This window comes from Streptomyces sp. NPDC055955 (genome assembly GCF_042270245.1).
GTDB lineage: Bacteria > Actinomycetota > Actinomycetes > Streptomycetales > Streptomycetaceae > Streptomyces.
In genome coordinates this window covers 322723-334382 of the sequence record NZ_JBHJYS010000005.1, presented here as the reverse complement: position 1 = coordinate 334382, position 11660 = coordinate 322723, and the positions used below count along the sequence as shown (strand labels likewise).

Sequence of the window (11660 nt, the reverse complement as noted above, 5' to 3'; positions counted from 1 at the left end):
AGGGACGGCATCGCCGCGCAGCCGGAGGTGTCCGCAATCCTCGCGAATGACGAGGTTGGTCCGGATCTTCTTCTCTGCCGGCGGTGGCTGCGGCGGGAAGGCGGGCGACGGTGGCGGCGTGGTGTTGCTCGTGGGTCCCCCTGCGGTTGTGCTCTCTCTGCGCATGATGCGCCGTTGTGTGGGATCCGTGAAGGCAAAGTGCTGGATTCGTGACGCGGCAGCCGGTCACGAACTCATCACTCCCACACCCGACATCACACCCCTACGCCACACTCGCGCGCATGCCAGACACCACCGCCACGCGAGGCTGGCGCCCCTCGCGCACCACAAAGATCGTCGCCGCGCTGCTCGTCCTCATAGCCTGGACCGCCATGGCCAACTCCTGGACTGACAAGGGGTGCAGCCTCGTCCAGGGCTACAGCTTCACCATCGCCCACGGAGGAAGCCCCGACCGTGACCAGGGCTGCGAGGACGAACCCGGCGGGCCCGCGTATACCGACGAGTACTACGGCTGAGGTGGCGCGCAGTGAACTGGGGAGACGTACCCACGTGGGGCGGCGTGATCTTCGCTGCCCTCGCGGCGGCCGCAACGATCTGGACGTTGAAGAGCCAGCGAGACCAGATCGGCGAGCAGCGGCAGTTCATCGCAGAGCAGGCCGCCACGCTGGCTCTGGAGCGCGCGGAGCTGCACGCAGCCGCCCTGAAGTGGCGACAAGAGCAGGCGAGACGTGTGCGCCTAGTGAATTCGCGGCCGTACGTCGGGCTGGTCAACGACAGCGACGACCCGATCACCGACGTGACGTGCACCGACGATGGTGTCGAGATTGACCGCGTATTCGTCGCTGACAGTACGAATCGGGCGTCAGCTGAATTGCTCGCAGCGATCTTGCAGGGAGCGGCCAACACCCCTGCCGCAGTCGTCGGTGTCGGGCAGGCTGCGTCGTTTCCGAGAGAGCAAGGCAACAGGGGCCGACTGGTGTTCGAGTTCACCGACGCCGCGGGTGTGCGGTGGCGTCGCGATGATCTGGGCTCCGTATCGGAGGTATAGCAAGGCCCCGCCACGACGGGGGAACGTGGCGGGGCCTTCGACGGTGCAGGACATCGAGCGGGGATACACGGGCTCGGGCAAGGATCGCCCGCGCAAGGAGGCGTAGCCGTGGATGACCTCGTGCAGTGGCTCGGCGAGCAGCTCGACGAGGGCGAACGGATCGCGTGGACGACGGGCGGAAACGCCTGGCGTAGGCAGGAGTTCCCATCGGACGCGGTCGCGGTCTACGACTCGAACGGGGATGTCGCCGTGTACGCCGAGGGCTGGCCGTCTGAGGGGCAGGCTGAGCACATCGTCGAGCATGATCCGGCGCGGGCGCTGCGCGGGATTGACGCCAAGCGGCGGGCTCTCGACCATTACCAGGCCATCCATCGACGCGTGGTCGTCCAGGGCGCCGAACCGTATGTCCTGGCCGAAGGCGTGGTGGCCAAGCAGATTCAGATCATGGCCACGGCCGCGGCCCGGGTGCCTCGAGGAGTGGCGGCCGTAGTTGCGTGCGGCCGAGCCTCCGTCCGTGGGTGTCGTGGCGTGTGTGCGCCATGTGTTCACACGCCACACTCTCCCCTTTCGCATCGGGCGCTCCCGGCGTACGTTCGATGCGTGGGTGCGGGCGAGCGTCACTTGTGAGCGGTCCGCCCGCGCCCCCTCTCCAAGCGCCAGCCTCGCGGGTTATGGCGAGGGCTCTCACGCAGCCACTTAAGATCCGCTCGTGACAGACATCCCCGATGAATTGATCGAGCTGGAGCGTTCGGCCGAGGAGGCGCGCGCAAGGCTCGCCGGCCTTGCGGACGAGGAACATACTGCGCAGTGGCGGCGCTGGCGTGAGGCATCCGCGGCCGTGCTGGCTGCGATCACGGAGCACGCGAAGGCCACCGGGCAAAACCGGTACGACGTCGAGCGGGCCGTGAAGACGGCGGTCCGGCATGCCGAGGAGGACCCGGCCGAGTAGCCGAGCAGGACGTGAAGACAAAGGCCCGGAGCGGCGCCTGAGTTGACGACAGCTACGCCGCGCTGTCCGGCCACGCCTTCAGCTCGGTCCACGTCTCGTCCGCGGACTGCTCGGCCAGCGTGACACGGGCGCCCGGCATGCTGCCATAGCTGCCGATCCATGACCGGAATTTCCGCTCCCCGGTCTCGCGGATGGACCACGAGCCCTGCATGACGACAGCGCCCCCGGTCGTGAGGGTGACGCGGTATCGCTCCAGGTTGGCCATGACCTGCACTCTGTGACGCCCCTTCGGCGGGTCGACGAGGACCCGCGCAATGACGCCGGCCTCCTCGGCGGCGTCGCGCAGTACGTCGAGCGTGGCGGCGATGGGCGCGGTCGGTCGGGTGCGGTCGGCGGTGGCGAGCATGCAGTCCCGGCATAGGTCGAGCCAGCGCCGCCCGTGGCTGAGGGTGTCGACGATGCGGGTCGAGCGGGCCGGAGTGCCGCAGGCTGCGCAGGGGAGAGGCTCCGGGCCGAGGCGCTCGGCGGCGTCCTGCGCGTTCGCCGGTCGGCGCGGCGCCGGTTTCAGGTCGGCCGGGTCGAGGGCGAGTGATCGCAGCAGGTCAGGGACGTTCACGGCTACCTCCTGCCCTGCGATGAGTGCGTCGACCGCCGACGTATTATCGAACATATGAACGATAGCTCGGTCCCGCGCCTCGACATGCTGCGCTTCGCCCGCCGCATCGCCGTGCGATCTCCGTCGGCGGGCATGTGGTGGTGCTGGGCGTGGCAGCCTGGCTGATCATCGGCAGCTTCTGACCATGCCCGGCCGGGGCGGGGCGATGCGCACGGAATACGTCCATGCTTGCCCGCACTGCCAGCCCGACACCGGGCTCGGCGTCCTCGACTGACGGAGCCCGCGCGGGCTGGAAGAGGGTAGAACTCTGGGCGGGGCTCTCTGTGATCCTCACGCGACCGAGCTTGCTGCCGCATGCGTGGCCCCGCCATTCGGGCGACCATGGAGCTATGGAGGTCGCACTGATCATCGTGCACCCGCCGCTCGGCACGGGCGGCCGACGGGTGGTTGCGCGCGGGCAGATCCTGGGCCTCGCCTACTCGGACGGGGACGTCATCGAGTTCCTGCGCCGTGCCGGACTGCCGGATGCGGAGGAGCTGCTCGACAATCCGTCGTGGGTGAAGTGGCGCGGCGGACGAGCCCACCACTACGAAGCGGCCTGACTTCGACGGCCTAGGAGCAAGGCACGCACGCAGCCCGCCCGGGCCGCCAGGCCAAGTGGGGGCGCGGTGTGGATCGTGCATGGGTCGGTGACCTCTACACGCGTTCACTGCTATGCATGACCCTAGCGGTCTGCCGAGTTCTCAGGGCACCGACGGAAAGCCTCTCGTGAGGTAGCGCTGCCCCTTCACGTGCTGCCTCACTTGCTCCGTCCGTGGAGCTGCGGGTCCGGGGCCATGCCCGCTGTGTAGGCCGCGAATGGAGGGGTGGAGCCGCGCTGTCGGCGGTGCGGCTCCGCTCCTCTACGGCCTGTTGGCGCGGCGGCCGGGCGCACCACTATGAGGCGGCGTAGGTGGATCGCGGAGGCCTGATCCACTCGGCCGCGGGCGCACGCTGAGGAGCCTCAGTGTGCGCACCACAGCGCTCCGCGCGGTGGCTACCCCTTGCCATGGGCAACGGCAGTCGACCCCCTGTCGCGTCAGGCGGCGGCGCGCCCCTGCCGGCGATCGAAGATGAGGTCGGCGCCCTGTGTGGTGGCGTACGCCACCTCGTAGGAGACGCGGCCGTTGGACTCGACCTTGATTTTGAAGTGGCCCGATGACTGGTACATGCGGCGGGGCATGTTCTGGTTCGAGCCGAACCTCGATACTTGCTTACGGAAGATGTTCTCCGCGATGAGCCAGTTCGTCATCTCCTTCACGGGCATGTCGAGAATGTCCGCGATGGCCGTCATGCCGATCAGTCCGTCCGAGTTCATGAACTCGTCCCACTTGCCGGCCTTCGGGGCGAGCACCTTGTTCTCGGCGGTGAGGGCCTTGTTCTCCCGGACCTTGGCGAGGAGCTCGACGAGCGCCTCCTCGTAGTCCTGCGGGAGGGCAGGCGCGGACGCGGCGTCTATTTGTGCTGCTGTGCCATGGAGCTGTACCTCCTGGTCTTTGCCCTCCGCAGGGTCATCACCCCTGCGAGAGGGCACAAATCGTTGGCCTTCGATTCGAAGGTCATGCCGGTCAATCAGGTTACGGCACGGTGACGACAAGGGTGTCGGACCATGTGGGCACTGAGTGTCGAACAACCTTCAAATTCATGCCGTCTGACGCTGCGTCGTGTCGATTCGTGACATCGAGTGCCGCCAAGTCGGGCGGAATCACAACGTCCTGTGACAGAGATCTCGCAGGTGTGTATGTCAGACACCGCATCAAGACGGCGGTGCCGCCGGACCCGCTGTGGGAGCCCTTGGAGGCGCAGAGGCCCGCCGATCGTAGGGGTACGGTCCCGGCGGGCCTTCTGCTACCCGCAGCTTCTCAGGCTGCGACGACCCCAGCCTCCGTCCAGATCCGCCCGCACCCCGCGCAGTGCGCAACCGGCGGCCGGCCCTCGCCACCGTGCATGTCGATCTCCCCACCGCACGCGCACCGTTGGGCCAGCGTCCGCGTGTGTGCGGCGATGTCGAGGGCCCGCTCCACGCGCCCGGCCGCGCCCGCGGCGTTTGCCCCGGCCAGCGCGGCCATGTGAGAGTCGCCGATGCGGGCCTGCCAGGCGTCGGTGTAGATACCGAGAATGCTGCCGTGCGGCGTGATGGTCGTTGCCAGGTTCGGCAGCGTCATCGGGCGAGGTGCGCGAGCATCGGCCCACCAACGGCGTGAACGCGTGCCACGTGGACAGCGAGCCGTCCTCGTCGTCGCGGGGGTCGGGATCTTCCAGCCGGTTTAACTCCGAGCATGACGTGGAACGCGACGTACTCCGCGGCGCCGGGTTCGCTCCACATGGCTGCCCGGTCGTAGAACAGCAGTAGTTGTGGCGGCCACCGGCATGTAGCACTCGTCGATGGGCCCGGACATGTCATCCGAGCGCGTGACCGAGAGGAAATCCTTCTCGATCCGCTCAGTGGCGGCATTGAAGCCGTCGATCTGGTAATCCGGCTCCGGGGGCACGTACGTGTTGGCCATGTCAGGCTCCCGGAGGCTGGGGGGAGGCCAGCAGTCGATGGTTGGGGCGGGTTGCGTTGGTGGTGCAGGCCCCGAATGGGCCGTCAGGCGCGCGGAGTTGTAGCAGCGTGGGATCGAGGTGATCGCGGTGCCAGGTCGATGGGCCGGTGAGGCCGGCCTCGACGTCGGTGAGCTGCTGCCAGGCCAGCCACAGGGCGTGCAACCGTGCCACCGCTTCGGGGTGGTCCTGCCACTGTTGGCACCACGGGCGGCTGGTGGTGACCTCCCGCCCGTACACCGGCAGCAGCAGGTCGTCCAGCCAGTTGGTCAGCGCGGCGAGTTCCTCGGTGTACGCCGTGCCGTCGAGTGCCAGGATGAAGATGGTGGTCGGCGCCTTCTCCGAGGCGGCTGGCGCGGCCTCCGCTGTAGCGGAGGCCGGGGTCTGGCTGTCATCGGACTTGGCCTCGCCCTTGGTGCCGTCGTTGATGGACGGCTCCTCGTCGGTGAGGCGGGCGAGCGTTTCGTTCTGCTTGCGGGTCGCCGTGACCAGTTGCGTAACGGTGGAGACAAGGTCGTTCAGGTCGTGGTCCGGTATGCGTACCGGCTCGGCGTTGTCCCGTGCGGGCTCGGACATCTCGACACCTCCGAAGAGTTCATGGGACGTCGAGAGTCCGGAGATTCAGCGGTTTGGCCCCGCCGGAGGTCTCGTGTAAAAGACCCGGCTCACCGCGCGATCCGACGAGGGCACCAGTTTTTCGAAGGAGCAAGTAACTCAAGGCGGGTGCCTGTTGGGGAGCGACGCCGTTGCAGAGCGCGGTCGGTTTGGCAGGCATGCCCTGCCTCGGGTGCCGGTTACTCATCCTTCGTCGAGGTGCCTACATCCACTCCAAGAACCGCGGGTTCAGGGAGCGAGCGTCGTCGGCGGGACGGGGCGCGAGCAGGGAGCCCGGGGTGTACGAGTGAGCGATCTCAGTACGGAGATTCTCGAACTCGTGGGCCATGGCGTACATCCGTCCTTGTCCAAGCAGTCCTGGCTGGCCTGATCGTTTATGACGGACGCCGGTGGGTGCGACGGCCGGTGCTGGCGGGCCGGGGGACTGCGGTGGACGCTGGCGACAGCTTGGTGTCCGTGAGGCGGCTGCGGGCACGTGCGGCATCCGTGCGGGCGCTCGGAGACGGGGGGCCGGGCGGGCCGAGCGATGGACGCGGTTCCCGCTCAGCTCCGAGCGCTGTGCGAAGGCGACGGCGGAGGTCGTCCAATGGACCGAGCGCGTGCAGGGCGTAGCTGATGAGCTGCCCAGGGGCGAGCGCGTCGCGGTCGGCTAGGGCTCCGACCTGCCGGGCTGTCAGAGTTGCGGTGCGGACGAGAGAGGCTTGGACGACCTGCTCGCCGAAGTGTTCGGCTGCTCCACCGAGCAGGGGGTCACAGATCCGCCGTACGCGCTCGGAATCGAGAACCCCGTCGGCCAGCGCACCGCGCCGCTGGGTCTCCCACAGCACCGTCAACTGGTCGATCGGTTCGCCGCGATGGTGCAGTGCACTGAGTGCGCGGTAGATCCGCTGATGACCGGGGTCGGCGAAGTCGTCGGGATGGAGCCAGCGCACCAGGTCGAGAAGCTGCTCGGGTCGGGATGCGAGGCAGCCGAGGAGGAACTCCTCATCAGCGAGCCCCTGTTCGCTGACGGGTTGGGGAGGGGCGGCTTGCGGCACGTACGCGGCGGGCGGCTGGGCGGGCCGGGCCTCGGTTCCCCAAGCGCGGGCAAGGTCGGTCAGCACGTCGGAGAGCACTTGGGCGTGGTGCAGCGTCTCCGTCACCGTCCCGTTCCGGTCGTCGGTGAGCGCGGCCTGGTGCAGGCGGGTGGCGTGCTGGGCGACGCTGCGGTGGATGGCGCCCTCCAGGACCATCCGTCCGTACACCGGGGCGTGGTGGGGGCGCGGGCACGAGGAGATCAGGAGGTGCGGGTACGACGGGGTCAGCCCGCGAGCGTGAGTGCTCGCCTCCTGCAAGGTGTCGGTGATCCAGGCCAGGGTTACGGGTCCACCCACCGGCGCGGTCGTCGCTGGGTGTTCGGCGGCCTGGAGCTTGAGCATCGCGGCGTAGAGCGCGGAGTGCGCGGGACGAGAGAAGTGCTCCGGGCGGAGCCAGGCATCAAGCCGGTCGAGCTGGTCGGGATCCAGGAACAGTGCGCCCAAGACGGCTTGCTCGGCGTGAACGAGCGGGGTCACCGCTGCGCCTTGCGTGCGGCCCGGCCCTGGGCGCGAATCCCAGCAACGGCACGGTCGGCGGCGGCCAAGGCGCTGGTCAATCGTTGCAGTTCGCCAGTGAACGTCGGGTCCGATGCGAGCAGGAAGCCGCTCGGGGACACGAGCCACCAGTGGGCGCCGCGCTTCACGACGGGGGTGCCGGCGAGACGTTCGGAGCGGCGAACGGAGGCCCAGGACGGTGTGGGGTGGGACATGGGAGTGAGTACCTCACGAGGAAGGGGCGAAGGCCCCGGGATGTACTGGCGTTCGGCGGATTACGCCGTCGCGTCTCGCCCTGCGGGGGTTCATCTTCGGCGGGGTCACGTGGCCGGACCCAAGCCGTCGCGGCGCAGGGTCTTGGCCAGGGCGCGCCCGGTGATGGCCGCGGTTTCCCTGGCGGACGCGGCGCCCAGCCGATCGGCGTTGGGCTCGCGGTACCAGGGCTTGAGGCTGAGGAGGGCGGGGCGGATGCCTGTGGCGAGCAGGAGCGCGGAGCCCTTGGGCAGGGCGCGGATCGCATCGGCAGGCAGCACCCGTTCCTGGCGCATGGAAACTGAAGTGGACTTCCCCGACTCGCTGGTAGACACCGAGACCGTACGGACATCGTGGTCGCCCACCAGGCGGGAGAGCTTGTCCGCGAAGTCGGCGTCGTCGATACCGGAGCCGACGAGCTTGATCGTCGCAGCCGACCAGAGCGCGTCCATGCCGGCCTCGCCCCACACTCGGACGCCCTGGCGGTAGGACTGCAGAATCGTGATCGGGATGACGCCCCGGCTGCCGAGGTGGGAGTACAGGTCCGGCAGGTCCGCGATCTTGCATACGTTGGCGGCCTCGTCGAGGATCGCGAGCAACGGGGCATCGAGCCGGCCACCGTCGCGCTCTGCCTGGACAACGGCCGAGCGCATCACGGCGTCGGCAGCGGCGGCGATGATCGCCGAAGCCGAACCGCCGCCGTCCTTCGACAGCAGGAACAATGTGTCCTTGCTGGTGGCGAACGCCTCGGGCTTGAACTCAAGGATCTTGTCCATCCCGCTGGGTGGGGTGACCCAGTCGGCGATGGCCGGGTTGAGAAGGCAACTGACGTACTGCCGGGCGGTTTCGAAGATTCCGTCACGGGTTTCGACGGCGCCGGCCACGGTGCCATGAAGTTGGGCGGCGACCGCGTCCAGCCCGGCGTCCTGGAGCAGGTCGATGGGGGAGCGGTCGGCTGGGGAGGCGAGCCAGGCCAGGACGTCGGTGATCGGCCGTCGGCCGCGGGCGGCGGCGAGGAACAGCGCGGTGAGAGTGTTCGCGGCGGCGGTCGACCAGAAGTCGCCCGCGCTCGATTCGTTCACGGAGGCGGTCACGAAGTGCCCGGCCAAGCGGCGGGCCCCGGCGAGATCATGGGCGTTGGCGAGGATGTCCCACCACATAGCCTGCGGGGTGTGGGCGATCTGTTGAGGATCGAGCGTCCACACCGTGCCGGCCTCGGCGCGGGCCGCGAGCGTGGCGGTGTAGGCGTCGCGCGCCGCCTTGTTGGAGGTCAGCAATACGGGGCCCGGCGCGCGGAGGATAGCCGGTATCGCCAATCCGGAGGTCTTCCCGGAGCGGGGCGCCATGATCGCGAGGAGCACGTCCTCCCACGATGAGCGGACCTCCCGCGCACCGGGGGTGAGCGTGCCGAGCAGGACCCCGCGGTCGTCGGGTGCAACAGCCTTGGGCTTGTTGCCATTGAGACTCGGACGGAGATCGATCGCCTTGGCCGCGACCTTCTTGGGCATCAGGTCGGCCAGGTCCCGCTGGTCGGCCAGTCCCTTGGGATTGCCGCGCAGCCGGAGCCACACCTTCATCCCGAGCAGGGCGGTGGCTAGGAGGATGAGTGCAGGGAGGGCGTAGCACCCGCTGATCACGGCAGGGTGGGCGAGATGCGGCCAAACACGACCGGGGTGCAACAGCGATTCTGTTGGTCGGAAGGAGGCCCACGGATCGGAGCCGATAGCCGCGTTGAGGAGGTTGCCGAACAGCCAGGCGAGTGTCCCGCCCCCCATGGCGAGCGCGGCGACCGCGATCAAGAGGTAGAGGAGGGCGTCGGTGCCGGTGGTGGTCGACGGTGTGCTGGTGCGTGCAGGAGACAAGGCGCGGTCCCGTTACGTGCTCAGTGGCGGGCGATGGGTGGGACCAGCGGCTTCTTCTGGTGATCATGAGGGGGCTCCAAGAGGCTGTGGCGCGAAGGAGGAAGGGGACGGCAGTCGGTGCAGTCCGGGTTGAGCGAGCCAGCCCGTCGGCCAGCCGGGCGGCCGGAGCGTACGAGCTGGGGTGTGCGGGGTGCCTGCACTGCTCGGTGCCGCCCCGTCGGGGTGCGGCGTAGCGCTCGCCGGGTGGTTGCCGAGGACGACCGACGCTCGTCTGCGATGGCGGCGGCCACCCTGAGGCGACGTCCGGCTCGAGCTGCAGATTCGTCGTGAGGTCTTGTTGGCGCGGATCAGCTAGCGGGTGCGGCTCGGCTCCGGGGCAGCTGGGGTGGGGTGGTACTTGACGGAAACAGCGGGCCGTAGTGGCGGCGAGACACCCGTACAGGCCGGGGAGAGGGCAGTGGCGGCCTGGGCTCGGCGCTGTTGCATGGTCGATACAGGGTCTGGCCTCCCGCTGTCGCGCACGGAGGAAAAGGCGTCGAAGGCGAGGTCGGTACGGACCTGCAGGGTCTCGACGTACTGGAGGTCGCCCTCGCCATGGAGCGGGACGCCCTCGTTGGTGCGGATCTCAGTGCCCATGGCCCCCAGGGTGCCTTCGGAGTCGCGGACCTGATCGTGCACGATGATCCGGTCGGCACGGATGTCGGCGTCGAGGGGGCGGGCCGAGGCGACCGTCGCCTCCTCGATGCCGGAGACCGGCACGATGGGAGGTTTCTCCGGCAGGTCAGTGGGACCTCGGCTCGGGCTCAGCCGGGTGTAGGGCTGAAGATCGTACGCGGCGTCGGAGGTGACGCTGTACTGCGCGGCCCGCATGGATTGCACGGCTTGTGCTCCGCGCCGCAACGGTTCGCGGGTCGGATCGGTGAGGCTGTACAAATCGCTGCCGGGGAGCCGCTCGAAACCGACGAGGCGAAGGATGTGCTCGGCGATGTGGTTCTGGTGCGATGTCGCTGCCACGACGCCGTAGCGGCCGTGATGGCCGACGGTTATGTGCGGATGTGTTTCCGCCACGAAGATGCACCTCGCAGAAGTCAGGGCCGTGCGGAGGACGAGAATGCGGCCCGAAGCCGGGTTTGGTGCGGCCGGTAATCTGAGCTATTGAGCGCGAGCGCGGCGGCCGGGCAGCGCGGAAGAACCGATCCGGCCGGTGGCCAGAGGCGTCTCGATCGCCGCAGCGGTGTGGGCAGGCCATGTGGCCACGTGTGGTGACCAGGCGGAGGCTGCCTCGACCCGAGCCGAAGGGGTATCCACCGGAGGCCGGCCGCGTCGGCGAGGGAGATAGGGCCTTCCTGGTCCGAGCCACGTCGACGCTTCCACGTTTCGTCACGGCCACCGCTATCGGTCTGGCCGTCGCCGCGGGTGCGGCTGCTCCGGCAGTAGCCGCACAGGCCCCGGTCGTGCACGAGGTAGCCAGCTTCGACCAGTCCGCCAAGGAGGAGCCGGAGGGCATCACCACCACGCCTGACGGCGCCACGTACCCGTCGTTCAAGTCGGCGCAGCAGGTGGTCCGGGTCGACCCGGACGGCTCCTACCACGTGGTGGCGACGCTGCCTGGCCAGTCGTCCGGAATCGGCGGCCTGATCAGTCTTACCTCGACCGACGACGGAACGATCCTCGGCGCACTCAAGAACGACGATCCGCAGTACAACGGCGTATGGGCGATCTAGCCCGACGGCAAGACGTCGCGCGTTGCCGCGATGCCGACGTCCGCCTTCCCGAACGGTGCCTGCTGCCAGTGTGCTCGGCCACATGCCGTCGGGCGCCCGCGTCGACCAGATCCTCCAGGGCAAGACAATCTGGAAGGTCTCCGCCATGGCGCTGACGTATCGGATGCACGACCTGGGACTGCTCACCGACTGGCAGTACCGCTCCGCGTGCGCCGAGCTCAGCACGCGCGGCAACCGCACGGATGAGCCGCAGGGCCTGAAGAAGCGGGAGTCATCCCAGGTCCTGAACAAGGTCTTCCAGGGGCTGCGCTCCAAGGGCGTGCGGCCCGGTGACGTCGCCGAGGAACGTCACCACAGAGGAGATGAAGGCGATGGTCTTCGGGCTGACCATGACGGCCGTGGAAGGCAGCGGTGAGCACGTCACCACGCCTAGAGACAGA

16 protein-coding genes are annotated in these 11660 nt (G+C 68.7%); 7 read left to right on the top strand and 9 right to left on the bottom strand.

Going from position 1 to position 11660, the window contains the following annotated elements; genetic code table 11:
* The first annotated feature begins 281 nt into the window (after nucleotides 1-281).
* The 4 genes from ACFC96_RS12700 (at nucleotide 282) to ACFC96_RS12685 (ending at nucleotide 1997) form a co-directional block, all read left to right on the top strand.
* Nucleotides 282-515, top strand: coding sequence for a hypothetical protein (locus ACFC96_RS12700; protein ID WP_266667535.1), 234 nt, complete (start codon nucleotides 282-284; stop codon nucleotides 513-515).
* 11 nt (nucleotides 516-526) lie between these two features.
* Nucleotides 527-1048, top strand: a complete 522-nt coding sequence (locus ACFC96_RS12695; RefSeq protein ID WP_376611966.1) for a hypothetical protein — start codon at nucleotides 527-529, stop codon at nucleotides 1046-1048.
* A 108-nt stretch (nucleotides 1049-1156) separates the two neighbouring features.
* A complete protein-coding gene (locus ACFC96_RS12690) occupies nucleotides 1157-1675 on the top strand; it encodes a DUF6221 family protein (RefSeq protein ID WP_376611964.1) in 519 nt (172 codons plus the stop codon).
* A gap of 82 nt (nucleotides 1676-1757) precedes the next feature.
* Nucleotides 1758-1997 carry a hypothetical protein gene (locus tag ACFC96_RS12685; RefSeq protein ID WP_376611963.1) on the top strand — a complete coding sequence of 80 codons (240 nt, stop codon included), beginning with the start codon at nucleotides 1758-1760 and terminating at the stop codon, nucleotides 1995-1997.
* Nucleotides 1998-2049: 52 nt separating this feature from the next.
* Here ACFC96_RS12685 and ACFC96_RS12680 read toward each other — a convergent pair whose 3' ends face one another.
* A complete protein-coding gene (locus ACFC96_RS12680) occupies nucleotides 2050-2613 on the bottom strand; it encodes a hypothetical protein (protein WP_376611962.1) in 564 nt (187 codons plus the stop codon).
* 389 nt (nucleotides 2614-3002) lie between these two features.
* Here ACFC96_RS12680 and ACFC96_RS12675 point away from each other — a divergent pair, with 389 nt between their 5' ends.
* On the top strand, nucleotides 3003-3215 hold the full coding sequence (locus ACFC96_RS12675; protein WP_376611960.1) for a hypothetical protein: 213 nt from the start codon (nucleotides 3003-3005) through the stop codon (nucleotides 3213-3215).
* Between the two features lie 476 nt (nucleotides 3216-3691).
* Here the strand turns inward: ACFC96_RS12675 and ACFC96_RS12670 are convergent, their stop codons facing one another.
* The 8 genes from ACFC96_RS12670 to ACFC96_RS12635 all read right to left on the bottom strand — a co-directional run bounded on the left by ACFC96_RS12670 (nucleotide 3692) and on the right by ACFC96_RS12635 (nucleotide 10564).
* Nucleotides 3692-4186, bottom strand: coding sequence for a phage antirepressor KilAC domain-containing protein (locus ACFC96_RS12670; RefSeq protein ID WP_376611958.1), 495 nt, complete (start codon nucleotides 4184-4186; stop codon nucleotides 3692-3694).
* Between the two features lie 328 nt (nucleotides 4187-4514).
* Nucleotides 4515-4817, bottom strand: coding sequence for a hypothetical protein (locus ACFC96_RS12665; RefSeq protein ID WP_376611956.1), 303 nt, complete (start codon nucleotides 4815-4817; stop codon nucleotides 4515-4517).
* Between the two features lie 343 nt (nucleotides 4818-5160).
* Nucleotides 5161-5772, bottom strand: a complete 612-nt coding sequence (locus ACFC96_RS12660) for a DUF4913 domain-containing protein (protein ID WP_376611955.1) — start codon at nucleotides 5770-5772, stop codon at nucleotides 5161-5163.
* Between the two features lie 241 nt (nucleotides 5773-6013).
* Nucleotides 6014-6139 (bottom strand): hypothetical protein, encoded by a 126-nt coding sequence (locus ACFC96_RS12655; RefSeq protein WP_376611954.1) that lies wholly within the window; start codon nucleotides 6137-6139, stop codon nucleotides 6014-6016.
* Between the two features lie 46 nt (nucleotides 6140-6185).
* A complete protein-coding gene (locus tag ACFC96_RS12650; protein WP_376611952.1) occupies nucleotides 6186-7364 on the bottom strand; it encodes a DnaB-like helicase N-terminal domain-containing protein in 1179 nt (392 codons plus the stop codon).
* Complete coding sequence (locus ACFC96_RS12645) at nucleotides 7361-7597, bottom strand: hypothetical protein (RefSeq protein ID WP_376611950.1); 237 nt, start codon at nucleotides 7595-7597, stop codon at nucleotides 7361-7363. Before ACFC96_RS12645 ends, ACFC96_RS12650 begins: the two co-directional genes overlap by 4 nt.
* 105 nt (nucleotides 7598-7702) lie before the next feature.
* Nucleotides 7703-9496 carry a type IV secretory system conjugative DNA transfer family protein gene (locus ACFC96_RS12640; protein ID WP_376611949.1) on the bottom strand — a complete coding sequence of 598 codons (1794 nt, stop codon included), beginning with the start codon at nucleotides 9494-9496 and terminating at the stop codon, nucleotides 7703-7705.
* A 351-nt stretch (nucleotides 9497-9847) separates the two neighbouring features.
* Entirely contained in the window at nucleotides 9848-10564 is a 717-nt protein-coding gene (locus tag ACFC96_RS12635) for a hypothetical protein (RefSeq protein WP_376611948.1), read from the bottom strand.
* A gap of 386 nt (nucleotides 10565-10950) precedes the next feature.
* On the opposite strand from ACFC96_RS12635, the gene ACFC96_RS12630 reads away from it, so the two are divergent.
* Both ACFC96_RS12630 and ACFC96_RS12625 read left to right on the top strand, forming a co-directional pair.
* On the top strand, nucleotides 10951-11220 hold the full coding sequence (locus ACFC96_RS12630; protein ID WP_376611947.1) for a hypothetical protein: 270 nt from the start codon (nucleotides 10951-10953) through the stop codon (nucleotides 11218-11220).
* Between the two features lie 55 nt (nucleotides 11221-11275).
* Entirely contained in the window at nucleotides 11276-11635 is a 360-nt protein-coding gene (locus ACFC96_RS12625; protein ID WP_376611945.1) for a hypothetical protein, read from the top strand.
* Nucleotides 11636-11660: the final 25 nt, after the last annotated feature.

Excerpts from the sequence above, each read along its gene's own strand:
- ACFC96_RS12700 (WP_266667535.1), top strand. The coding sequence starts at position 282 with ATGCCAGACACCACCGCCACGCGAGGCTGGCGCCCCTCGCGCACCACA.
- ACFC96_RS12675 (WP_376611960.1), top strand. The coding sequence starts at position 3,003 with ATGGAGGTCGCACTGATCATCGTGCACCCGCCGCTCGGCACGGGCGGC.
- ACFC96_RS12665 (WP_376611956.1), bottom strand. The coding sequence starts at position 4,817 with ATGACGCTGCCGAACCTGGCAACGACCATCACGCCGCACGGCAGCATT.
- ACFC96_RS12660 (WP_376611955.1), bottom strand. The coding sequence starts at position 5,772 with ATGTCCGAGCCCGCACGGGACAACGCCGAGCCGGTACGCATACCGGAC.
- ACFC96_RS12655 (WP_376611954.1), bottom strand. The coding sequence starts at position 6,139 with ATGGCCCACGAGTTCGAGAATCTCCGTACTGAGATCGCTCACTCGTAC.
- ACFC96_RS12645 (WP_376611950.1), bottom strand. The coding sequence starts at position 7,597 with ATGTCCCACCCCACACCGTCCTGGGCCTCCGTTCGCCGCTCCGAACGT.